The sequence below is a fragment of the Cellulophaga algicola DSM 14237 genome (assembly GCF_000186265.1).
Taxonomy (GTDB): domain Bacteria; phylum Bacteroidota; class Bacteroidia; order Flavobacteriales; family Flavobacteriaceae; genus Cellulophaga; species Cellulophaga algicola.
In genome coordinates this window covers 2,529,423-2,551,979 of the sequence record NC_014934.1, presented here as the reverse complement: position 1 = coordinate 2,551,979, position 22,557 = coordinate 2,529,423, and the positions used below count along the sequence as shown (strand labels likewise).

At 33.9% G+C, this 22,557-nt stretch carries 23 protein-coding genes and 1 tRNA gene; 10 read left to right on the top strand and 14 right to left on the bottom strand.

Going from position 1 to position 22,557, the window contains the following annotated elements; genetic code table 11:
* The first annotated feature begins 60 nt into the window (after positions 1-60).
* From CELAL_RS11115 to CELAL_RS11075, 9 genes are all read left to right on the top strand, one after another.
* Positions 61-924 (top strand): sigma-70 family RNA polymerase sigma factor, encoded by an 864-nt coding sequence (locus CELAL_RS11115; protein ID WP_013551006.1) that lies wholly within the window; start codon positions 61-63, stop codon positions 922-924.
* A 185-nt stretch (positions 925-1,109) separates the two neighbouring features.
* On the top strand, positions 1,110-1,343 hold the full coding sequence (locus CELAL_RS11110) for a VF530 family protein (RefSeq protein WP_013551005.1): 234 nt from the start codon (positions 1,110-1,112) through the stop codon (positions 1,341-1,343).
* A complete protein-coding gene (locus tag CELAL_RS11105) occupies positions 1,343-1,798 on the top strand; it encodes a tRNA (cytidine(34)-2'-O)-methyltransferase (RefSeq protein WP_013551004.1) in 456 nt (151 codons plus the stop codon). The genes CELAL_RS11110 and CELAL_RS11105 overlap by 1 nt, the downstream gene beginning before the upstream one ends.
* 112 nt (positions 1,799-1,910) lie before the next feature.
* A complete protein-coding gene (rpe, locus tag CELAL_RS11100; protein ID WP_041557703.1) occupies positions 1,911-2,570 on the top strand; it encodes a ribulose-phosphate 3-epimerase in 660 nt (219 codons plus the stop codon).
* A complete protein-coding gene (locus CELAL_RS11095; protein WP_013551002.1) occupies positions 2,570-3,532 on the top strand; it encodes a YpdA family putative bacillithiol disulfide reductase in 963 nt (320 codons plus the stop codon). The genes rpe and CELAL_RS11095 overlap by 1 nt, the downstream gene beginning before the upstream one ends.
* Before the next feature lie 121 nt (positions 3,533-3,653).
* Positions 3,654-5,648: a tetratricopeptide repeat-containing sensor histidine kinase gene (locus CELAL_RS11090; protein WP_013551001.1), complete on the top strand. Its 1,995-nt coding sequence runs from the start codon at positions 3,654-3,656 to the stop codon at positions 5,646-5,648.
* Positions 5,638-6,282, top strand: coding sequence for a response regulator (locus CELAL_RS11085; RefSeq protein WP_013551000.1), 645 nt, complete (start codon positions 5,638-5,640; stop codon positions 6,280-6,282). The genes CELAL_RS11090 and CELAL_RS11085 overlap by 11 nt, the downstream gene beginning before the upstream one ends.
* 135 nt (positions 6,283-6,417) lie before the next feature.
* Complete coding sequence (locus CELAL_RS11080; RefSeq protein ID WP_013550999.1) at positions 6,418-6,834, top strand: hypothetical protein; 417 nt, start codon at positions 6,418-6,420, stop codon at positions 6,832-6,834.
* Positions 6,835-6,856: 22 nt separating this feature from the next.
* Positions 6,857-7,462, top strand: coding sequence for a zinc ribbon domain-containing protein (locus CELAL_RS11075; RefSeq protein WP_013550998.1), 606 nt, complete (start codon positions 6,857-6,859; stop codon positions 7,460-7,462).
* A 6-nt stretch (positions 7,463-7,468) separates the two neighbouring features.
* Here the strand turns inward: CELAL_RS11075 and CELAL_RS11070 are convergent, their stop codons facing one another.
* From CELAL_RS11070 to CELAL_RS11060, 3 genes are all read right to left on the bottom strand, one after another.
* Positions 7,469-9,841 carry a transglycosylase domain-containing protein gene (locus tag CELAL_RS11070; protein ID WP_245529617.1) on the bottom strand — a complete coding sequence of 791 codons (2,373 nt, stop codon included), beginning with the start codon at positions 9,839-9,841 and terminating at the stop codon, positions 7,469-7,471.
* A gap of 228 nt (positions 9,842-10,069) precedes the next feature.
* A complete protein-coding gene (locus tag CELAL_RS11065; protein ID WP_013550996.1) occupies positions 10,070-10,573 on the bottom strand; it encodes a hypothetical protein in 504 nt (167 codons plus the stop codon).
* Between the two features lie 141 nt (positions 10,574-10,714).
* A complete protein-coding gene (locus CELAL_RS11060) occupies positions 10,715-11,083 on the bottom strand; it encodes a hypothetical protein (protein ID WP_013550995.1) in 369 nt (122 codons plus the stop codon).
* Between the two features lie 151 nt (positions 11,084-11,234).
* Between CELAL_RS11060 and CELAL_RS11055 the strand changes: the two genes are divergently transcribed.
* Positions 11,235-12,188, top strand: coding sequence for a hypothetical protein (locus CELAL_RS11055; RefSeq protein ID WP_013550994.1), 954 nt, complete (start codon positions 11,235-11,237; stop codon positions 12,186-12,188).
* A gap of 7 nt (positions 12,189-12,195) precedes the next feature.
* Here CELAL_RS11055 and CELAL_RS11050 read toward each other — a convergent pair whose 3' ends face one another.
* From CELAL_RS11050 to CELAL_RS11000, 11 genes are all read right to left on the bottom strand, one after another.
* A complete protein-coding gene (locus CELAL_RS11050; RefSeq protein WP_013550993.1) occupies positions 12,196-12,948 on the bottom strand; it encodes a PA3715 family protein in 753 nt (250 codons plus the stop codon).
* A 384-nt stretch (positions 12,949-13,332) separates the two neighbouring features.
* Positions 13,333-13,406: transfer RNA gene (locus CELAL_RS11045), tRNA-Arg, on the bottom strand.
* A 139-nt stretch (positions 13,407-13,545) separates the two neighbouring features.
* Positions 13,546-13,794, bottom strand: coding sequence for a GIY-YIG nuclease family protein (locus CELAL_RS11040; RefSeq protein WP_013550992.1), 249 nt, complete (start codon positions 13,792-13,794; stop codon positions 13,546-13,548).
* A 198-nt stretch (positions 13,795-13,992) separates the two neighbouring features.
* Positions 13,993-14,241 (bottom strand): GIY-YIG nuclease family protein, encoded by a 249-nt coding sequence (locus tag CELAL_RS11035; protein ID WP_013550991.1) that lies wholly within the window; start codon positions 14,239-14,241, stop codon positions 13,993-13,995.
* A 74-nt stretch (positions 14,242-14,315) separates the two neighbouring features.
* Positions 14,316-14,765 carry a GatB/YqeY domain-containing protein gene (locus CELAL_RS11030; RefSeq protein ID WP_013550990.1) on the bottom strand — a complete coding sequence of 150 codons (450 nt, stop codon included), beginning with the start codon at positions 14,763-14,765 and terminating at the stop codon, positions 14,316-14,318.
* Positions 14,766-14,855: 90 nt separating this feature from the next.
* On the bottom strand, positions 14,856-16,787 hold the full coding sequence (gene ftsZ / locus CELAL_RS11025; protein WP_013550989.1) for a cell division protein FtsZ: 1,932 nt from the start codon (positions 16,785-16,787) through the stop codon (positions 14,856-14,858).
* A 41-nt stretch (positions 16,788-16,828) separates the two neighbouring features.
* Complete coding sequence (ftsA, locus tag CELAL_RS11020; RefSeq protein ID WP_013550988.1) at positions 16,829-18,175, bottom strand: cell division protein FtsA; 1,347 nt, start codon at positions 18,173-18,175, stop codon at positions 16,829-16,831.
* 3 nt (positions 18,176-18,178) lie between these two features.
* Complete coding sequence (locus tag CELAL_RS11015) at positions 18,179-18,898, bottom strand: cell division protein FtsQ/DivIB (RefSeq protein ID WP_013550987.1); 720 nt, start codon at positions 18,896-18,898, stop codon at positions 18,179-18,181.
* Positions 18,888-20,240: a UDP-N-acetylmuramate--L-alanine ligase gene (gene murC / locus CELAL_RS11010; RefSeq protein ID WP_041557700.1), complete on the bottom strand. Its 1,353-nt coding sequence runs from the start codon at positions 20,238-20,240 to the stop codon at positions 18,888-18,890. The genes CELAL_RS11015 and murC overlap by 11 nt, the downstream gene beginning before the upstream one ends.
* A 32-nt stretch (positions 20,241-20,272) precedes the next feature.
* Positions 20,273-21,364, bottom strand: a complete 1,092-nt coding sequence (gene murG / locus CELAL_RS11005; protein ID WP_013550985.1) for an undecaprenyldiphospho-muramoylpentapeptide beta-N-acetylglucosaminyltransferase — start codon at positions 21,362-21,364, stop codon at positions 20,273-20,275.
* Positions 21,351-22,553: an FtsW/RodA/SpoVE family cell cycle protein gene (locus CELAL_RS11000; protein ID WP_013550984.1), complete on the bottom strand. Its 1,203-nt coding sequence runs from the start codon at positions 22,551-22,553 to the stop codon at positions 21,351-21,353. The genes murG and CELAL_RS11000 overlap by 14 nt, the downstream gene beginning before the upstream one ends.
* Positions 22,554-22,557 lie beyond the last annotated feature (4 nt).

Below are 22,557 nucleotides of genomic sequence, written 5' to 3'. Positions count from 1 at the left end.
TCAACGTATAATCTAATGCAGCTAATGCATAACAATATAATATTAGAAAGGAATATTTAGATGAGACAGCTAAAGATTACAAAACAGGTAACCAACAGGGAGACCGCTTCGTTAGACAAATATTTACAAGAAATTGGTAAGGTAGATTTAATTACCGCCGATGAAGAAGTAGAATTGGCACAACGAATAAAAAAAGGTGATCAAGCAGCTTTGGAAAAATTAACCAAAGCGAACTTAAGATTCGTGGTATCTGTTGCAAAACAATACCAAAATCAAGGGCTTACACTTCCTGATTTAATTAATGAGGGTAACCTTGGTCTTATTAAAGCCGCACAACGTTTTGATGAAACGCGTGGTTTTAAATTTATCTCTTACGCTGTTTGGTGGATTCGTCAATCTATCTTACAAGCATTAGCAGAACAGTCTCGTATTGTTCGTTTACCATTAAACAAAATTGGATCTATAAACAAGATTAATAAAACTTTTGCCTTCTTGGAGCAAGCGCATGAACGCCAACCTTCACCAGAAGAAATTGCAAAAGAATTAGATATGACTGTTGAAGATGTGAAACAATCATTGAAAAACTCTGGTCGTCACGTCTCCATGGATGCCCCTTTAATTGATGGAGAAGATTCTAACCTTTATGATGTATTACGTAGTGGTGAGTCTCCTAATCCTGACAGAGAGTTATTGCATGAATCTTTACGAACTGAAATAGAAAGAGCTTTAGAGACCTTAACACCAAGAGAAGCTGATGTTATTCGGTTGTATTTTGGACTTGCAGGTCAACATTCTATGACACTTGAAGAAATTGGCGAAACTTTTGACCTTACAAGAGAACGTGTACGTCAAATTAAAGAAAAAGCGATTCGTAGATTAAAGCATACGTCTAGAAGTAAAATATTAAAAACATATCTTGGCTAATACCTCCAAGCATAAATTACTGTAAAACTTTTCTAAATTGGAAATTTGGTACAAAAATTGTAATTTGTGAACTATAACAACAGTTATCATGACTGTTCGTTTTTTGATTGATGAATAAACTCCGGCTGATTACCGGAGTTTTTAATTTTAAAGATTTTTTCACTTAACTGATATTCAATTTCTTAATGCAAACTGAAAACAAACAAGAACAACCCAACAATCCGCTACACGGCGTAAAACTTAAAGACATCCTTGAGTTTTTAGTGGAAAAATATGGCTGGAAAGAAATGTCTTTGCAAATAAATATCAATTGCTTTAAAAGTAATCAGACCATAAAGTCTAGCTTAAATTTCTTAAGAAAAACACCTTGGGCTAGAGAAAAAGTAGAACATTTATACTTAAATTCGATTAAAAAATAATGCCTTTACATATTGTATTATTCGAACCTGAAATTCCTAATAATACCGGAAATATTGGGCGCTTGAGTTTAGCTTCTGGTAGTCACCTGCATTTAGTAAAACCGTTTGGATTTGAACTAAGTGACAAACGGGTAAAAAGAGCTGGATTAGATTACTGGCAACATATCTCTTTAACCATATATGATAGTATTGAAGATTTCTACCTAAAAAATTCGGATAAAGAATTCGTATACTTTTCTAGCCATGGAGATAAAACTCATTGGGATATTGATTTTAAAGACAATTTATTTCTAATTTTCGGGAAAGAATCTAAAGGGTTACCCGAAGAAATAACAGCACAGAACAGTAACAGTTTGTACAAAATACCTTTGCACAGTGATCATGTTAGAAGTCTTAACCTTGCAAATGCCGTAAGCATTGTTGTTTATGAAGGACTTAGACAGCTTAGCCTGTAAACTTGTTACAATTATAAAACCTATGAACTCATATCGTTTATAAACAGGTTTGATTTTATAGTTCCCCATCAAATTCACTATTTTTGTAGAAACAGAAAAGGACAGATTTCAAATGGGAAATATAATGATTGCACCGTCACTTTTGGCAGCAGACTTTGGAAACTTACAGCGCGATGTAGAAATGATCAACAATAGCAACGCAGATTGGCATCATATAGATATTATGGATGGTGTTTTTGTTCCTAATATCTCTTACGGAATTCCTGTGGTAAAAGCTATTGCAAAATATGCGACAAAACCGCTTGATGTACATTTGATGATTGTAGATCCCGATCGGTACATTAAAACCTTTGCGGAACTCGGTGCTACGAACCTATCTGTACATTATGAAGCATGTACACACTTGCACCGCACTTTACAAGCGATAAAAGCAGAAGGTATGAAAGCGGGCGTAGCATTAAATCCACATACCAACATCATGCTTCTTGAAGATACTATTAAAGATATTGATGTAGTTTGTATGATGAGTGTAAACCCAGGTTTTGGAGGACAGTCTTTTATTGAAAATACCTATGATAAAATCAGAGCATTAAAAGCTCTAATAGAGCGCAAAGGAGCAAAAACCCTTATTGAGATTGATGGTGGCGTAACCGATAAAAACGCAAAAGCTTTAAAAGATGCTGGAGCAGATGTATTAGTGGCTGGTAGTTTTATATTTAACAGCAAAGACCCCGTAAAAACAATTCAAGAATTAAAAGATATTGCAGGATAATGAAAAATTTTGATGTTGTTATTGTTGGCGGAGGCCCCATAGGAATAGCTTGTGGATTAGAAGCTAAAAAAAAAGGACTTAGTTATTTAATTATTGAAAAAGGACCCATAGTAAATTCCATTTTTCACTACCCTAGTAACATGCAATTTTTCTCTTCATCAGAAAAATTAGAGATAGATCAAATTCCTTTTATCAGCAAAGAGCCAAAGCCAAAAAGAGATGAAGCGCTAGAATATTACCGTAGAATTGTAACCAGCAACATGCTTAACATTCATCTTTTCGAAAAAGTTAAAAATGTAGTAAAAACTGATACCTCTTTTGAAATCACTACAAATAAGAAAAGTTATACTGCTACAAACGTTGTGATTGCAACAGGTTTTTATGACTTACCAAATACCTTAAACATTCCTGGAGAGCAGTTAGAAAAGGTTAAGCATTATTATGACAATCCGCACTATTACGCACAACAAAAAGTTGCGGTAATCGGCGCTAGTAATTCTGCCATAGATGCTGCTTTAGAATGCTATAGAAAAGGTGCTGAAGTAACTTTAATTATTAGAGGTACTGAAGTTGGCCAACGTGTAAAGTATTGGGTTCGTCCAGATATCATCAATCGCCTTGAAGAAGGTAGCATTTCCGTATTTTATAATGCTACATTAAAAGAAATTGAGCATGATAAAATATTAGTTACTACCCCTGAAGGCGTTAAGACTATTGAAAACGATTTTGTTCTAGCACTTACGGGATACAAACCCAATTTTGAATTTCTTGAAAATCTTGGTGTTGCCTTATCCGACGATAACAAAAGATTACCAAATTACGATCAAGAGACCATGGAAACTAACGTTCCTAACTTATACTTAGCTGGTGTTATTTGTGGCGGAATGGAGACTCACAAGTGGTTTATAGAAAACTCTAGAGTTCATGCCAAAATGATTATGGATTCTATTTTGAAAAAATAAAAACTAGTAACTCATTACAAATCACGGAATTCAGGGAGTACATCCTTAAAGAAAGTTAGTAGTTTTATAGTCTTTAAAAATTGAATGTATAGATTTCAATTTTTAATAGTAATCCTAAATTATGCATTTAAATTATCGCAGTTTCTCTAACCAATCTCTTTTATTATTTTTTAGTTTATTATTTTTAAATACTGCGATAGGTTTATCTCAGGGGAAAGAGATAGAAAAAGAGAAAGAGAAAGACACCTCCAATATAGCACCAATGATCTATTTTGGATGGGCGCAGAGAACAACTCCAAAATCACTTGAACCCTATTATAAGGAATTAAAAACGGCTGAATATGGTGTACAACGATTTTCAATTATAGATCAACTATTAGACTTTCATATTAGAAAAACAAATACAGATTCTGTTGTACATTATGCTAACTTATATTTAAAAGAGGTTAACAACTGGAGTCAGACTCCAAAAATAAAAGAAAGATTTTCCTCTAAAGCCAATTATTATTTAGGAAAAGGTAATATAATGAATGGCTTGTATGACAATGCTGTGAAATGGTTTCTACAAGGATTACAAGAAGCCGAGGAAACTAATTATACAGAGTTTAAGTACAAGCACAAGCTTGGACTAGCGCAAAGTTATATCTCGCAAGGCAATATAGATAAGGCAATTGGCTTACTAGAAAAATCTCTTTCAGAATTTACACCCGAATTCCCTTCTTTAAAAACGCAGAATTACATTTTACTAGGAAAAGCCTATAGGTTTAATAACGACTACATTCAAGCTCAGAACTATTACGACAAAGCATCTAAAGTATCTAATACTCTTGATGATGAAGAAACATTACTTACTATTCGTTTAGAAATTGCCAAACTAAAAGAAGCGCAAAATGATTTTAAAGGAGCATTTCCCGAATATGAAACCACGAGAAATGAAGCTAAAGAAAAGGGTTTTGATGCTATTTACTTTGAAGGCTCTCTTTTAATTGCGCGACTTTTTTACAAACAAGGCTTTTATGACATAGCAGTATTGGGTTTATCTACGGCATATATTAACGCTATAGACAGCGATAATCTCCAGTTCCAAAGAGAGTCTTTAATTATACAATCGCGCTGCTTTCAAGAACAAAATGATTATGAAAATGCTTATGCTTCCATGACACAACTTTTTAGAGTTATCGGTGAGATTAACGAAAGGCAACAAAAAGCCATTATCAAAGAATTGGAAGTGCAATATGAAACTTTAGAAAAAGAAAAAGAGATAAATACACTAGAAGAAGATAAGCTTCTAAAAGAAGCAGAATTAAGTCGTCAAAAAACAATTAAAAATGCTTTTTTAATCGGCTTTTTAGTTATTCTAATTCCGATTATCGCCTTACTTTTCGTGTATTACCAAAAATTACAAACCCAGAGCGAACTTTCTAAAAAACAGGAAGAAATAAATACGCAAAAAGTAAAATCTCTAATCCAAGAGCAAGAATTAAATTTAATCAAGGCAGCTGTAGAGGGGCAAGATGAAGAACGAAAACGTATTGCTCAAGAACTACATGATAGCATTGGTGGTAACCTCGCAGGTATAAAACTGCAGCTCTCTAGTTTGGCAAAAGATTCTGATGCTTTAAAAACAATCAATACTCAAATAGACGAAACTTACCAATTGGTTCGCGATATATCGCATACGCTAATTCCTAAAAAGTTCAAACAAAATGCATTTACTGATTTGGTACAAGAATTTGCAAATTCTATCTCAAGAACCAATACCATTCAAGTAGCTTTTCACCCACATCCAAAAGAAAATATCAATAAAATTGATGAAAAAATTCAGGTAGAGCTTTTTAAAATTCTTCAAGAATTAATGACAAATACACAAAAGCATGCGAAAGCAAAAAATGTAGATATTCATCTAAATCTTATCGGTGACGAACTATCTTTACTCTTTGAAGATAATGGAAAAGGATTTAATACGTTAGAAAAGGAAACGGGTATTGGTCTAAAGAATATTACCAGTAGAATAAAAAAATTAAAAGGAACCCTACATATTGATTCTTCTGAAAATAGAGGAACTGTAATTGCCATAGAGATTCCCGATTTAAAAAAAACAGTACATGAACTATAATCTAATTATTGCTGACGATCATAAAATGTTTATTGATGGTTTAATCAGTATTCTAAATGAAGCTCCTGAATTTTCTGTGATTCTTACCGCTAAAAACGGAGCTCAAGTCGAAAAATATTTAAGCATCAATAGTGCCGATAATATTCATTTACTAATAACGGATTTAACGATGCCTGAAATGGGAGGTATTGAATTAAACAAAATTGTAAAAAGCAAATATCCTTCTTTAAAAACGCTTGTGGTTAGCATGCATATTGATGGAATGATGATTGACAAACTCATCAAAAACAATGTGGACGGTTATGTACCAAAAAATGCTGAAAAAGAAGAATTGCTAACCGCTATACGCAGTATTATAAAAGGAGAGAAATATTTTTCTCCAGAAATAAAGAAAGCCTATACGGATGCGATGTTCGAGAATAAGAAAATGGAAGAAATTTCTTTAACCGATAGAGAAAAAGAAGTTTTAAAACTGATTGCCGAAGAAAATACGACTCAAGAAATTGCTGATAAATTATTTTTAAGCAAGCATACTATAGAAAGTTATAGAAAAAATCTAATTTCAAAACTAAACGTAAAAAACCTAGCAGGTTTAACTAAGCATGCTTTAAAAATGGGACTTCTAGACGAATAAAATCGAATTAGGAAATAAACATCTTTCTATTATTAATTACCTATCCCTGAAAACAGGGAGTATCAATTTCACTTTTTAAGGTGTAAAAAAAATAGAGCAATCGCTTGATCTTTGTATTGAACAAACAACAATACAATGATGATGAACAAACTTATTTTAATAGCACTTACTACCTTATTCTTTTCTTGCTCTAATGACAAGAAAACTTCAGAAACATCTAAGCAAACTGCTATTATTAAATCCGATTTACTATTAACGAATAGCGCTGTAAAATCATTCTCTGGTCAAAACAACACAGATACGCTAACCATCCTAATAAACGGAAAATCTCTTTTACAAAGTACTGCTACTTTAAAAGTAACCAATGATAAAGGAGAAGAATTACTTTGTGACACGCTAGCTACTACACGATTATTAAACCCAGAATATAGAACTGCAAATTCTGCCTTAAAAGATGCGCAAATTAGAGAAACTGTTTCTACTTTGTTTACAACAAACGAATACCTAAAATATTTCAAGCAAAAAGAAATTGCTAGCAATCAAGTCCAGTAATTAACCTTTAATTTTAGTCGTTATGATCATTTACGGTACGCGCTCAGCACATTTACATTCAGTACAAAAAACAACCCCTGTTTGCCCTAATTGCGAAGAAAAAGGAACTTTATTGATTAGTGTTTATAGAAAACATGCACATATTTTCTGGGTTCCAATTTTCCCTTTAGGAAAGTCTGGTGCATCGCATTGCAAAAATTGCAAACAAGCATTACGTTCTAATGAAATGCCTGAACCTTTAAAGAAAGAATATCAAATAATTAAAAAAGAAACCAAAGGTCCAATTTGGCAATTTTCTGGTGTATTCATCGCATTTTTCTTTTTAATCTTTGCGGGATTCACAAGTCAGAATAATAAAAAATTAGAACAAGAATATTTGAATCAGCCAATGGCTGGTGACGTATATGAATATAGAGTTGCCAATAAGCAGTTTTCTACTATGAAAGTAATCCAAGTAGATAGTGATAGCCTTTTTATTGCACTAAATGATTTTGAAATTAGTGAAGCATCCCGAATTTACAAAATAGACTCCCCAGAAAATTATCCTGATGTAGTCTATGGGTTTTCAAAAAAAGAAATTACAGCTATGTATAGTAGTGGCAAAATTTTTGACATCAACAGAAACTAATATAGACTACTTTAAAATAGCACTTAAAATAGCAGGCACACTATCTAAAACAGTTGAATCTGTTTTAATCGTTGCCGGGACAATCCCTTGTAGCGAATCTATTGGCACCGGTAATTGTGACCATATTTTTAGTGAATCTTGAATTCTTAAGTTTTGGATATAGAGCGTGTCTGTTTTCGCAAATTCAAAAGCTTCTTTAGCATTCATTTCTAAGTATGGCGGACAAGGAAAATGATCAAAGTCGTATTTAAAATTAGTCAAAATAGGTCTCTTCCAAGTGCTTAAATCATGAAACACGGAGCCTACCATAGGCAAAGCCGTATTTGAACCTGACCCCATTCTTGTGGTTGAAAATTGTACTCGTTTATCATAAGTACCTACCCAAGCTCCAACAACCAGTTCTGGCGATGCTCCAATAAACCATCCATCTCCGTTATTTTGTGTGGTACCTGTTTTTCCAATTAAATTATACGGAATCCCATAGCCCATTAATCGTTGTGCTGTTCCATTTGTAACGACACCCTCCATCATTTTTTGGAGTTGTTTTACATGAGTGTACCCTGCAACGCGCCCTTGGTATTCTGGTTTAGCTTCAAATACAACAGCACCGTCTTCGTTTATTATTCGCTCTATCGTAAAAGGCTTTATCTTATTACCTCCGTTAGAAATACTAGCATAAGCTGTCGCCATTTCTAAGAGACTAATATCTGCCGTCCCTAAAACAATAGAAGGAACCTCTGGAAGCTGTGCTTCTACACCCATTTTTTTCGCCTGAGCTAAAACACGTTCTACCCCAACTTTTAACTGTATGTTTACAGAAACAGTATTGACTGAATTTGCTAGTGCGCCATGCATACTGTAACTACCACCATACCCACCAGCAGCATTCCTAGGCTGCCAATCTTCATATTCTGCATAAGTAACCAAATTATTATTATAATAACTACACACGTCTTGCCCCGCTTCTAGAGCAGCTAAATAAGTTATAGGCTTAAATGTAGATCCTACCTGACGTGGTGTACGTATATTATCTGTTTGACTAAAACCATAATCAATTCCGCCAACATACCCCATTATTCTCCCAGAAGTACTGCTCATTACGAATAAACTTGCATGCAATCTATTGATACTTTTTGCTATAGAATCTTCTAAAGACATTAACTTAAGCTCATAGCCTTTACCAACTTCCCAATAGTTTCTTTTTTTCTTTTCTTTCACAAACAAAGCAAGTTCCTCATCACTTTTACCTTCCGCTTTTAACTTTTTAACCTCTTTTGTTTGATCTGTTAATATCTTAAGTAATGCTTCTTTACCTCCTTCTGTCGTAGCTGCATCCCAATATTGATCCATCAATTTTTGTAAATTTTCAATCTGACGATTCAATGCTTTTTCTGCATATTCTTGAATTGATGTATTTAAAGTAGTATACACACTTAGACCATCTGCCTCCAAATCATAAATATGACCATCTTCTGCAGGATTTTCTGCGGCCCACGCAGCAAATTCTTCTGCCACTAAATCTTTAAAGTAAGAAGAAAAAGAAGAGGTCTTTTTAGGCAATTGATAGTCTAAAACCAAAGGTTTTTTAGCCGCTTCTTTTTCGGCCTCTGTTATATAGCCATATTTTGCCATTTGGCTTAATACAACATTTCTACGATTGGTTGCTCTTTCAGGATTTATTCTAGGATTGTAGTAAGACGGCGCCTTTAATACTCCTACCAAAGTGGCACACTCTTCTAAGGATAGTTTTTCGGGGGGCTTGTTAAAAAAACGATAGGCTGCTTTTTCTATACCATAAATATTTTCTCCGAAAGAAACGGTATTAAAATACAACAACAGTATCTCATCTTTACTATAGATACTTTCTAAACGTTTAGCAATAAATAACTCCCTGATTTTATTTATAGGAGTTGAAAGAAAAAATCGCTTCTGTCTCCCAAAAATATTCTTTGCAACTTGTTGTGTTACGGTACTACCACCACCAGCGTTTTGACCTAACAGAATAGATTTTATAAACACCCGACCATAACTTTTATAGTCTATCCCTCCGTGGGTATAAAAACGGCTATCCTCTGTAGCTACTAAAGCATCTTTTAAATATTTTGAAATTTGAGTACTATCTGCATTAGATCTATTTTGAAGAAAATAATACCCTATCGGTTCGTTATTTGATGCATAAATAGTAGAGGTAACTGGGTTTTCTAACTGCAAGAGATATTCTTTTGTTGGTAGTTTACCAAAAGCTCCAAAGTAAATAAGAATTAAAAAAAAAGCAGAAAACAAAAAGCCAATACCTATTAAATAAAAGAAACTTTTAAAAGGGTGTTTTCGGAGAAACTTGAATACTGTTTTAGCTTTAGTAACTATTGTGTTTTTCAAGTTTATAATTTTTTCCATAGGCTTTGTTAGTCGCTACACTAAAAAAATTGAGCGCGCAAAAATAACTTTTTTTAATCACCTGCATACCAATAGTCTAAAATACTATTGTTCATCTGCTTACGACCATTAAAATATGTACGGAATATACAAAAAATGATTAACCAATAGCATTTAAAACAAAAAACCATTGTTTCTCAACAATGGTTTTTAAGGAATAACAAACTAAAATTAAGCCACTTGCTTAACATTACTTTCTAAAGTAATTAGCTGATTAATCAGCATTTTCCACTTCTCGATTCTTTTAACCTCAAAATCTTCTGAATAGTTAAGTGTTTCATCATAAAAATTAAGTTCAAAATACTGACCTGACTTCAAGGTTATTTTCAGATCCAGTTTTTCTAAATGTGAATCTTTTTTATTTTTTACTTTGAAGAATTTTCTTTGCTCTAAAATCATGCAATCTTTTACAGAAGAAATGGCTACCACGCGCTCATAGGTTTCTTTTTCTGAGAATTTCAAGAACACTAATTTTTGTTTATTTTCATCGATTCCGATGTATGCATTTCCCCAAAGCTCACTCTGAGAGATTGTTAATTGATTTTTTGTGTTTAATGCTTTTGCTGCTTCTTCAACTTTTTTAGAAGTAGACTTCCCTGACATGTTAAATAAAAAGAAGGGAATAAAAATTATGCCTACTAAAACTAGACATATGGTTATAACTGAAGTATCCATGTTATATTTTGTTTTTAAAATGATGATAGAAAAGAGCTCTTAAATCTTTGTATCCAATTTTTAATACAGCTTGATTTAATGCACTCCATAAAATACCAGCAACAACTCTTGTGGTGCTAGTCCATAAAAATCATTTAAAAACTAAGGAAAGGAATGAAATTGATAGGCAATCTGATGTGTATCAAATTTAAGATCTATAAAACCGCTAGAAGAAATATATAATAAAGCGATTTGATTTTTGCAAATACATAAATTTTCTAATGGATTTAAAGAAGATCCAAAAACTAAATTTACGGTAATGTCCGGATTGGAAGAAGTCGTATTTTCCCAAAGAACATTAAGTGCATCTACATTGATCGTAACTCTATCTTGTAGTGCAGTTTGGTCAAGAATAATAGCTACATCTAAATTGTCATGCTTCGCTTGGAATTCAACAGCCGCATACGACCCTTGAAAACTGCTACATAACAGTATAAATAATAAACTCTTAAACCACAACATCTTGCTCATCTAAAAAGATAAATTTAATGTACTTATAAAAATACAAAGGTACACTAATATTTAATCTACAATCTTTTTTATAATTCCTTTAACGAAACAATTATTCTCCTACATTTACGCGATTTTTTTAGAAAAGATATTATTTTAATTCCTATATTAAATGAATGAACTTATAATTTGTTTGGGTTTTTTTATTGCTGCCTATTCTGTTATTGCAAATGATGTTATACAAACACTGGGAACTTTTATTTCATCAAATAGTAAAACAAAATGGTGGTATCTATGGGCTTTTGCAGGCACCATATTAACACTAACCTTATTTTTTGGATGGTATACTAACCATGGCGATGTTTCTTTTGGCCGCTTATCTCTAATACCTCTGCCGAACCCTTTACCTTGGTGGTATCTTCTTGCGCCATTAAGTTTATTAATCATTACTAAATTTGGCATTCCTGTGAGTACCACATTTATGATTTTGAGTGTATTCTCTTCTGGACAATTAATTGAGAAAATGATTTTTAAATCTATCTTTGGCTATGTTCTTGCCTTTGTAGCAGCATTACTACTATACCTGATTATTGCTAAGAAATTAGAATCCAAAGCCGCGATCCGTTTAATGGATAAAAAGAAGCAGAAACCCTATTGGCTAGTTGCACAGTGGTTTTCTACAGGCTTTTTATGGTCACAATGGTTAATTCAGGACTTCGCCAATATTTTTGTCTTTTTACCACGCCAATTAAGCATTTATGAATTAGGAGTATCCCTTATTGTTATTTTAAGCATCATGGGATACATCTTTAATGTAAAAGGAGGAAACATACAGAAGATTGTAAATCAGAAATCTAACACACAGCATATTCGCTCTGCAACGATTATAGATGCTTGCTACGGAGTATTACTTTACCTATTTACCATTTTAAATGATGTTCCTATGAGCACCACTTGGACATTCGTAGGTATTTTAGCAGGTAGAGAGATTGCCATAAAATATCTTTTAGAGAAAAAACAACTAAAAACAACCTATACTCTTATCATCAAAGATTTAGCAAAAGTGAATATAGGGCTTATGATAAGTATTTTGATTGCGTACTTGATTCAGTTTTTAAAAGCATAATTTATATTTATTGGTATTTACCGTTTTCAAACGTCAATACTTGATCTTGATTTGTAATCTTTTCTTCTTCAACGCAATCACCGTTTGCAGCTTCTTTTCTAGTTGTTGTTCTCACAGTGCTTTTTACTAAAATATCAAAATAGCCATTTGTTTTTGTTTCCTTAAGGATTAACACTTTTTCAACGCCACTTAGGTCTGCTTCGCATTCTGAGTCCACTTCGCCCCCATAGCTCATCATTTCAAAATTTTTCAAAACCTGTTTTAGGGTATTATTTTCATCAAAAAATAACGAAATTGTTTCATGACTATACGGATTCGGATGTGAGTTATTGTAATAATAAACCCGAATACCAAAAGCGTTTCGGGTATCTGAAATATCATAAGGAGCCGTATCAATCTTTATTTCCGCCAATCTAACGGCATCTGAATACCACTCGTTCGTTAATGAACCTTCAAAATATCTGGATTTTATTTTCCCTGTATTAGTTTCTATAATTAGAATATGGCTATTAAGCTCAAAATAACCTTCCTCTTCTTGGACAATTTCTGGAATAACAACAATCGTTTCTTCCGGATTATTAGGCTGTACTTTAGCTACCACTAGATCCGTTTTACATACAGACAAATCTAAATCTAGCTGATGTAGTAGCGTCTCTAAATGAGTTATTTCTTGAGAAGCAACAAATCCAGAATAAAAGAAAACTAAAAGTATAACAAAACGTTTTATAATACCCTTGAAAAAATATGCTCGTTTAATCATATATTTTATTTCGTGTTTTCATTTTAAAGAATTCAAGATACTAATATTTATCTTACCCCAAAAAAGGTCTTTTAAGATTGAACTCCGTTAATCCCTTAAACTCCGCTTTGAAAATAGCGAGTTCCGTAAATATATACGCAAAACAAAAATCGATAATTCAAGAAAAACGAATTAGGGATGAACTGCGTTGCTCCCTTAAAGCTCCGCTTTGAAAATAAAAAGTCTCACAAAATATACCCAAGCAAGCATTAAAACTATATTCAACATTTTCACGAATAAGGGATGAACTGCGTTGATCCCTTAAAGCTCCGCTTTGAAAATAAAAAGTCTCACAAAATATAGGCAAGCAAGCTTGTATATTTTGTGAGACTTTTTATTTATTCGTGACCGCGAAGGGATTCGAACCCCCAACCCTCAGAGCCGAAATCTGATATTCTATCCAGTTGAACTACGCAGCCGTTATTATTTTTTTTTAAAAATTCTCTGCCATTTCCGGTTTTGAAATATTTTATTCTTTACCACTTTTTAACATATACATAGTACTTCATACCTATACTTGGTATTCCCTGCCTGCCGGTAGGCGGGTATCCAGTTGAACTACGCAGCCGTTATTATTTTCTTTAAAAATTCTCTACCGCTTCCAGTTTTGAAATATTTTTCTCTTAGTATAGCCTCTTCCCTTGTTTCAAATACTTCAAAATAAACCAATCTCCAAGGAATAAACCCTTTGGTTGATTTAGTTTTTCCTGAATTATGTTCTTTAATTCGCTTATCTATATCTACAGTATGTCCTTTATACCATCTTTGATCTTTCTTACTTTCTAACACATAAACATAGTACTTCATACCTACACTTGATATTCCCTGCCTGCCGGCAGGCAGGTATCCAGTTGAACTACGCAGCCGTTATTATTTTTTTTTAAAAATTCTCTGCCATTTCCGGTTTTGAAATATTTTATTCTTTACCACTTTTTAACATATACATAGTACTTCATACCTATACTTGGTATTCCCTGCCTGCCGGTAGGCGGGTATCCAGTTGAACTACGCAGCCGTTATTATTTTCTTTAAAAATTCTCTACCGCTTCCAGTTTTGAAATATTTTTCTCTTAGTATAGCCTCTTCCCTTGTTTCAAATACTTCAAAACAAACCAATCTCCAAGGAATAAACCCTTTGGTTGATTTAGTTTTTCCTGAATTATGTTCTTTAATTCGCTTATCTATATCTACAGTATGTCCTTTATACCATCTTTGATCTTTCTCACTTTCTAACACATAAACATAGTACTTCATACCTACACTTGATATTCCCTGCCTGCCGGCAGGCAGGTATCCAGTTGAACTACGCAGCCGTTATTATTTTCTTACTATGCTAATTTCTTTTTTACGATCATAGAAATAGTTTTACCGTCTGCTTGACCTGCAAGCGCTTTGGAAACCATACCCATAACTTTACCCATATCTTTCATACCCTCTGCACCAGTAGCTTCAATAGTCTGTAATACTACTTTTTCTATCTCTTCTTCAGTTAACTGCTCTGGTAAGAACTTTTCTATAATAGCTACTTGAGCCAATTCTGGGGCAGCCAAATCTTCTCTTCCTTGTTCATTGAAAATAGCAGCACTATCCCTACGTTGCTTTACTAATTTCTGAACTAACTGAATTTCTGCATCTTCTGAAATAGCTTCTCCCGAACCAATTTCTGTTTGCATCAATAATAACGCAGATTTAATTGCTCTTAACGATTCTAAAGCTACTTTATCTTTAGCTTTCATCGCTGTTTTAATCTCGGTCATTACCTGATCCTGTAAGCTCATAACATTTTATTTTAGCGGCACGAAGATAAAAAAAATAAACCCAAAAATACTGTGTATTTCTGGGTTTATACAATTCTTAAAAAACAAAAGTTAATCTACATTATCATGTAAAAAAGAATTGTTTGTTCTTATTTGAATATCATCATTACTATCTTCACTTAATGATGTTCTAGATATTTTGTTTTCTCTATTCACTTCATTTAAATGAACTCCCTGACGTTTGTACGCTGGGTGCTTTTCTATTTCATCAATATGCTTAGCATTATTGTTTTGAAATTTATAATTGAAGTCTTTTAATTTACGCTTTCTTTCTTCAGACCTACTTCTAAGAAGCTCTTCTAAAGGCATATCCATAGGATCTACATGAGCAGCTTCTTCTACATGCTTAGTTTCCTTTTCAACTGTTTTTTGCTCAAAACGCATTTCTTCTTCTATAACCTTAGGTGCTACTTTTTCTGCTTTAGACTTAGCTTCATTAAGTTTCCCCTCTAGCTCCATATAATCATCAAGACTATAGCGTTTTTCACCTTCTTTATTATATTCTACTACCGGAATGACTTCAATAGGATCTTTTACATCCATATCTTTAACTTCATCATCCAAAGAAAACAGAACAACGTTCTCTCTCTTCTTTTCTTTAGTTTTTTCTACCTCAGAGCCATCAAAACTAAATAGAAATTGATCATCTTCTATTTTTGTTGAAGAAACAGTAATTGGAGCAATAACCTCAAAATCATCAATCTTAGCTTTTGAATCTACTATAATAAAATCATCACCTACATTTTCAGCAATTACTTCATCATAGAATACATTAAAATTCTTAATATAGCTTGAAGTCGGAATCAAATCCATCTCTGGCTTATCTTCTTTTAAAACATGCTTTACTACTTTAGGCTCTTCTTTTACTTTTTCCTCTTCTTCTTCGACCAACTGAAAAACTACATTCTCTGAACCCATTAACAATTGTTCTGCCTTTTGACTATCTTCAAGTGTATGGATTATTTTTTTAGATTCTGTATTTACAATAGTATCCTGTTGGTCTATATTAAAACCCGTAGCGATCACGGTTACAGCAATTGCTTCCCCCAGTGTTTCGTCTTCACCAACACCCATAATGATGTTTGCGCTATGACCCGCTTCATTTTGTATATGATCGTTGATCTCTCCTATTTCGTCAATAGTGATTTCTTTAGTACCGGAAACAATTAATAATAATACATTCTTAGCTCCAGAGATTTTATTATCATTTAACAATGGTGAATCTAAGGCACTCATTATAGCTTCATTTGCTCTATTTGAACCTGATGAAGTTGAAGACCCCATGATTGCTGTACCACTATTAGAAAGTACAGTTTTAGCATCACGTAAATCAATATTTTGCGTATAGTGATGTGTTATAACCTCTGCAATACCTCTAGCAGCTGTAGCTAAAACTTCATCTGCTTTAGAGAAACCTGCCTTGAAGCCTAAGTTTCCGTAAACCTCTCTTAATTTATTATTATTTATAACGATAAGAGAATCTACATTATTACGTAATTTTTCAATCCCTGCTTGCGCTTGCTTGGTTCTCATTTGACCTTCAAACTGAAAAGGAATTGTAACAATACCAACCGTAAGGATATCCAGTTCCCTAGCTTGTTTTGCTATCATTGGTGCCGCACCTGTTCCAGTACCACCGCCCATTCCTGCAGTAATGAAAACCATTTTAGTGTTGGTACCCAACATATTTTTTATTTCTTCCATACTCTCAATAGCAGACTGCTCTCCCACTTCTGGGTTTGCGCCAGCACCAAGACCTTCAGTTAAGGAAACCCCTAATTGAATTTTATTCGGTACTGTACTATTATCAAGCGCTTGGGAATCTGTATTACAGATAATGAAATCAACGCCATTTATTCCCGCCAAATACATGTGGTTAATTGCATTGCTTCCGCCACCACCTACCCCGATGACTTTTATTACATTACTTTGATTTTTGGGCAAATCAAAGGAAATACTTCCAAATTCGTTATCGTTACTCATACGTTCTGTATTACTGGTTATACTGTGTTCTCGTGCTTTTTTTATTCTGCGTTATCCAAAAAATCTTTCAACTTATCTGACCATTTGTCAAATATAGATTTACGTTCTCTTTGGACTTCCGGTTTTACTACTGTAGTTTCTGCTTCAGTAGCTTCATCATTCATTTCATTTTCTGGCAATTGAGTCTGCAGTTCTTCTTCCTCAGCCTCAATTGCCTCACTCTTAGCTTTAGTTTTCAATGCGTTCATTAAAAGCCCTACTGCTGTTGCATATAACGGACTCGCAATTTCCTCATCAGAATCTCCTGCTAAATGTTCGTTTGGATAACCAATTCGGGTATCCATACCTGTAATATATTCTACCAATTGTTTTAAATGTTTCAACTGGCTGCCACCACCCGTTAATACAATCCCTGCAATTAATTTTTTCTTTTGTTCGTCATGACCATAATTCTTGATCTCGACATATACTTGTTCTACAATTTCCACAACTCTTGCATGGATAATTTTAGACAAATTCTTTAGCGTTATTTCCTTAGGCTCTCTTCCTCGTAATCCTGGAATAGATACTATTTCGTTTTCTTTATTCTCTCCTGGCCATGCAGAACCAAACTTAATCTTAAGCAACTCTGCTTGCTTTTCAATGATAGAACAACCTTCTTTGATATCTTCCGTAATTACATTTCCACCAAATGGAATTACCGCTGTATGGCGAATAATGCCATCCTTGAAAATTGCTAAATCTGTAGTACCACCACCTATATCAATCAAAGCAACACCTGCTTCTTTTTCTTCTTGACTTAATACCGCATTTGCAGATGCCAATGGTTCCAACGTAATACTGCCTAAATCTAAGCCTGCACTTTTAATACAACGTCCTACATTTTTAATAGAAGATACTTGACCTACAACTACATGAAAATTAGCTTCTAAACGAGCGCCGTACATTCCCATTGGTTCCTTAATCTCTGCCTGACCATCAATTTTATATTCTTGAGGTAAAACATGAATAATTTCCTCACCAGGAAGCATAATTAATTTATATACTTGATTACATAACTTATCTACATCGTCCTCATTGATTACCTGTTCAGAATCATCTCTTGTAATGTAATCACTGTGTTGCAAACTACGGATGTGCTGCCCTGCTATACCTACTACTACCGAACCAATTTTTAATCCTGAATTAGATTCCGCTTGTTCTACAGCTTGTTGAATTGATTGTATGGTTTGTGTGATGTTATTCACAACACCTCTATGCACCCCAAGACTTTTAGATTTTCCAATCCCTAAAATCTCAATCTTCCCATACTCATTCTCCTTACCGATTATGGCAACTATTTTGGTAGTCCCAATATCTAAACCAACTGAATATTTACCTTGTTCCATATCTTAAATTTTGGTGCACACTACTTGATTATTATACTCTAAGCTCACTAAACTATATTGCGCAAGCGAATTATCTTTTTGCCCTTTTTTATAAAAAGCTCTGAACTTGTTAAACTTCTGACTTAACTCTTCTGCTTTTCCTAGGTTTACGACAAAACTTTCTGTTCTAAATTTTAACTGATATTTTTGGTTTTTTAATACCTGTACACCAATTACGTTTTTACGCAAAAAATCCTCTCCGTTTACATAGTTCAATATATAATATACTTCTCCCAAGCTATCCTCCGTTATATTTCCTGTTATAACAGGAACCCTTGCGGAATGATTTCTAGACAGCGGCATATGCTTTCCTTCATCATCAAGATAATATATTGTACTACTTTCCACACGACCAATGGGGTTACGTTGCGCGATTTTCGTCGTCAACTTACCATTTACCGTGAGGTAGACTTGAGCTTTTTTAACCATTTCGTTGGCCTCAATGGCCTTTTCCATAGTATTCAAAACTAAATTTTCTTTAGGTACAATATCAAACCCTTGAAAACTTTGTATTAACAATTTATTAACCATACCCGTAGTCATGTATAAATTATTATCATCTGTAAAGGTTACATCGAGCTCTGAAATTGGTTTTTTACTATTCCTAATATTAGAAAATGCAAAAAGCCCCGTTACCGTAAGCAATAAAATTATTGCTTTTACAATGTTCCAATTAATTTTCATTTGCTATAGCTTTTTGAATTTTTACAACTTCTAAACCTATATCACCAGCACCCATAACTATTAATACTTCTGGAGCTTGTTTTTGTATCTCTGTAATTAATTCTGATTTCTGTACTAATTTTTTATTCTGACTATTTATCTTTTGCAACAACCATTCCGATGTAATACCCTCCATTGGTTTTTCTCTAGCCGGATAAATATCTAACAACAAAACATTTGCAAATTTCGACAAACTTTCAGCAAAATCCTCAGCAAAATCCCTTGTTCTTGAAAATAAATGTGGTTGAAAAACCGCTAATACTTTTTTATTTGGATGCATTTCTGTAATTGCCTCAAAGACAGCATTTATCTCTGTTGGATGATGCGCATAATCATCAATAAACACAAAATCATCATTCTTAATTCTATAAGAAAAACGACGTTGTACCCCTTTAAAACTTTCTAAGGCTGAAAATAACTTCTCTGGCTTTGCATTTGCTTCTAATGCCATCCCTAAAGCTACAATCGCATTTAATAAATTGTGTCTTCCCGGCTTCTTAAAACGTATCCCTTTGTATAAAACTGTAGGTGTTTGAAGTTCAAAAACATAAACACCTTTTATAATTTCAATATTTTTTGCACAATAATCAGAGTCATCCTCAATACCATATGTAATACCCTCAATAGGCAATCCGTTTCTAACAAACAATTTACCACCCACTTTTAACCGAGCGGCAAACGCTCTAAATGATTTATGCAACTCTTCTCCTGTACCATAAATATCTAAATGGTCTGCATCCATAGAGGTAATACAAGCTATATCTGGAGACAACCGTAAAAACGAACGATCAAATTCATCTGCCTCTACCACCGAAAATTCTGATCCTTGAAAATAAAAATTACTTCCAAAATCTTCAGAGATGCCACCTAAAAACGCCGTCATAGGCAGTTGTGCTTCTTTTAAAATATGTGCTAAAATACTAGATGTTGTGGTCTTCCCATGCGTTCCTGCAACCGCCAAACAAAAAGTTTCATTAGTAACTAAACCAAGTACTTCTGAACGTTTTTTAATCTCAAATTTATGATCAAAAAAATAATTTAATTCTGAATGATCCTGAGGAACCGCAGGAGTATACACTACAAGACAAGTTTCCTTATCTAAAAATTTAGCATCTATTTGCGCCAAGTCATCTTCATAATGAATAGCCATGCCCGCCTCTTCTAATTCTAAAGTAAGCGGTGAAGCTGTTTTATCATAACCCCCGACATGCTTACCTAAATACACAAAATACCTAGCTAAGGCTGACATTCCTATGCCGCCAATACCTAAAAAATATACGCTATGTATCTGATTCATGTTCATAATCATCACCCTAAATTATCTTCAGGCTCTTTTTATTTTTTTAATAATTTCTCAATTTCATCTACAATATCACTTGTAGCATTTGGCATCGCCATTTTCTTGCTATTAACTCTCAATTCTTTTTGCTTCTCTTCGTCTTTAAAAAGCGCTGAAAAAACACTTTCAAATTGCGAAGCTAAATCGCTTTCTTTTACCATTAATGCCGCCTCTTTTTCTACTAAAGCCATGGCATTTTTAGTTTGATGATCTTCTGCTACATTTGGCGATGGAATATAGATTACTGGTTTTCCAACAATACACAATTCTGACACCGAACCTGCCCCTGCTCTACTAATTACAAAGTTTGCAGCCGCATACGCAAAATCCATTCTATTTAGAAAATCAAATACTTTTACATCATTTGATTGGTACTTCTTATATTCTTCATAATACAGCTTACCGCATTGCCATACCAATTGTATTCCTAATTCTTTAAAGAAACGCAACTCCTTTTCAATAAGCTGATTGATTCTTCTTGCTCCCAAACTCCCTCCTAAAACAACTAAGGTTGGTTTTATTGTATCTAGTTCAAAAAAGCTTAAAGCTTCTACCTGAGTCGCGGCCATTGTAACCAAATCTTCACGAACTGGGTTTCCTGTTTTTACAATCTTATCTAAAGGAAAAAAATGCTCCATACCATCATAAGCAACACATATTTTCTTAGACTTTCCCGCCAATAACTTATTTGTTATTCCTGCAAAAGAATTTTGCTCTTGTAACACACAAGGTACTCCCATACCAGAAGCGCGTTTTAAAAGCGGACCGCTAGCAAAACCACCTGTACCAATAACAACATCTGGCTTAAATCTTTTCACGATACCACCTGCCTTTATCAAACTACTAATTAATTTAAAAGGAAACATTAAATTTTTAAGGGTCAATTTTCGTTGCAACCCAGAAATCCACAATCCTTCTATTTTGTACCCTGCATTAGGTACTTTTTCCATTTCCATTCTATCTTTTGCACCCACAAACAAAAACTCAGCACTAGGGTGCCTGCGCTTCAATTCATTTGCGATTGCGACTGCCGGATAAATATGTCCGCCTGTGCCTCCTCCTGATAGTATAAATTTATAATTGCCCACTCAACACTTCTAAAGGGTTCGTATCATCTATTTCTGCACCACTAGGCTCTTCACTGGTTTCCTTATTACTGGCACTTAAAATAATACCAATTGCCAAACAAGTCATCCAAGTAGAAGTTCCTCCACTACTAATTAATGGCAAGGTCTGCCCCGTTACAGGGAATAATTCTACCGCAACAGCCATATTAATAAACGCCTGAAAAACTATAGGTAAACCAACACCTACTACTAATAATTTCCCGAAAATGGTTGTATTCCCATTTGCTACTACTACAATTCTAAATAACAATAAGAGGTAAAAGAAAACTAAAACCAATCCGCCAACAAGACCATATTCTTCTACGATAATCGCAAAAATAAAATCTGAAGAACTTTGTGGTAAAAAATTCTTTTGTATACTCTTACCTGCACCTTTACCAATAATACCACCTGTAGCGATTGCTATTTTTGCTTTCTCTATCTGGTAATCTGCATCACTATCTCCTTCAGTCGCAAAATTCTCAATTCTATTCTGCCATGTGTTTACACGATTAGGAAATAAATCTGGAGCTGCTTTAGCGACCAAAATAAAAAGGGTCAACACTAAAATACCACTCCCTATAATCCCCAATAAATACTTAATAGGATAGCCGCCTAAAAAACACAACACCATTACCATAAAAAAGATAATTGCTGCGGTTGAAAAGTTAGCCGGTAATATCAAAATTAACACCAAGAATACAGGTATCCACAAGGGCAAAATACTTTCTTTAAAAGTAATTGCGTTATCTTTTATTTTTGTTAAATAACGCGCCACATATGCCATTAAAACTACGGCTGCTAGGTTTGAGGTCTGAAACGTAAAACCAACCAAAGGCAAGCGAATCCACCTACTTGCATTGGCCCCTCCAATTGTAGTTCCTTGCGCCAAGGTATATACCAACAACAATAAAACAATAGGCATCGCTATCAATGACAGTCCTTTAAAAAAGTGTGTCGGAATCTTATGTACCCCGTAGATAATTCCGAAACCTAATGCTAATAAAAGACCATGTTTAAACAAAAAACTTAAGGTTGTACCTGTACCATTTCCAACAACGTATACCAGATTACTGCTTGCGCTGTAAACTGGTAAAAAAGAAAATAAGGCAAGTAGGGCTACTATAGCCCAAATTGCTTTATCTCCACCTATTTTGTTGAAAAATTCCATCTTT

What these genes read in the sequence shown, in the direction of transcription:
- ftsZ (WP_013550989.1), bottom strand. Translation starts at nt 16,787, where the DNA reads ATGAGTAACGATAACGAATTTGGAAGTATTTCCTTTGATTTGCCCAAA.
- CELAL_RS11085 (WP_013551000.1), top strand. Translation starts at nt 5,638, where the DNA reads ATGAACTATAATCTAATTATTGCTGACGATCATAAAATGTTTATTGAT.
- CELAL_RS11080 (WP_013550999.1), top strand. Translation starts at nt 6,418, where the DNA reads ATGATGATGAACAAACTTATTTTAATAGCACTTACTACCTTATTCTTT.
- ftsA (WP_013550988.1), bottom strand. Translation starts at nt 18,175, where the DNA reads ATGGAACAAGGTAAATATTCAGTTGGTTTAGATATTGGGACTACCAAA.
- CELAL_RS11090 (WP_013551001.1), top strand. Translation starts at nt 3,654, where the DNA reads ATGCATTTAAATTATCGCAGTTTCTCTAACCAATCTCTTTTATTATTT.
- CELAL_RS11030 (WP_013550990.1), bottom strand. Translation starts at nt 14,765, where the DNA reads ATGAGCTTACAGGATCAGGTAATGACCGAGATTAAAACAGCGATGAAA.
- murC (WP_041557700.1), bottom strand. Translation starts at nt 20,240, where the DNA reads ATGAACATGAATCAGATACATAGCGTATATTTTTTAGGTATTGGCGGC.
- CELAL_RS11000 (WP_013550984.1), bottom strand. Translation starts at nt 22,553, where the DNA reads ATGGAATTTTTCAACAAAATAGGTGGAGATAAAGCAATTTGGGCTATA.
- CELAL_RS11110 (WP_013551005.1), top strand. Translation starts at nt 1,110, where the DNA reads ATGCAAACTGAAAACAAACAAGAACAACCCAACAATCCGCTACACGGC.
- CELAL_RS11050 (WP_013550993.1), bottom strand. Translation starts at nt 12,948, where the DNA reads ATGATTAAACGAGCATATTTTTTCAAGGGTATTATAAAACGTTTTGTT.
- rpe (WP_041557703.1), top strand. Translation starts at nt 1,911, where the DNA reads ATGGGAAATATAATGATTGCACCGTCACTTTTGGCAGCAGACTTTGGA.
- CELAL_RS11115 (WP_013551006.1), top strand. Translation starts at nt 61, where the DNA reads ATGAGACAGCTAAAGATTACAAAACAGGTAACCAACAGGGAGACCGCT.
- CELAL_RS11055 (WP_013550994.1), top strand. Translation starts at nt 11,235, where the DNA reads ATGAATGAACTTATAATTTGTTTGGGTTTTTTTATTGCTGCCTATTCT.
- CELAL_RS11095 (WP_013551002.1), top strand. Translation starts at nt 2,570, where the DNA reads ATGAAAAATTTTGATGTTGTTATTGTTGGCGGAGGCCCCATAGGAATA.
- CELAL_RS11075 (WP_013550998.1), top strand. Translation starts at nt 6,857, where the DNA reads ATGATCATTTACGGTACGCGCTCAGCACATTTACATTCAGTACAAAAA.
- CELAL_RS11065 (WP_013550996.1), bottom strand. Translation starts at nt 10,573, where the DNA reads ATGGATACTTCAGTTATAACCATATGTCTAGTTTTAGTAGGCATAATT.
- CELAL_RS11015 (WP_013550987.1), bottom strand. Translation starts at nt 18,898, where the DNA reads ATGAAAATTAATTGGAACATTGTAAAAGCAATAATTTTATTGCTTACG.
- CELAL_RS11105 (WP_013551004.1), top strand. Translation starts at nt 1,343, where the DNA reads ATGCCTTTACATATTGTATTATTCGAACCTGAAATTCCTAATAATACC.
- CELAL_RS11060 (WP_013550995.1), bottom strand. Translation starts at nt 11,083, where the DNA reads ATGAGCAAGATGTTGTGGTTTAAGAGTTTATTATTTATACTGTTATGT.
- CELAL_RS11040 (WP_013550992.1), bottom strand. Translation starts at nt 13,794, where the DNA reads ATGAAGTACTATGTTTATGTGTTAGAAAGTAAGAAAGATCAAAGATGG.
- CELAL_RS11035 (WP_013550991.1), bottom strand. Translation starts at nt 14,241, where the DNA reads ATGAAGTACTATGTTTATGTGTTAGAAAGTGAGAAAGATCAAAGATGG.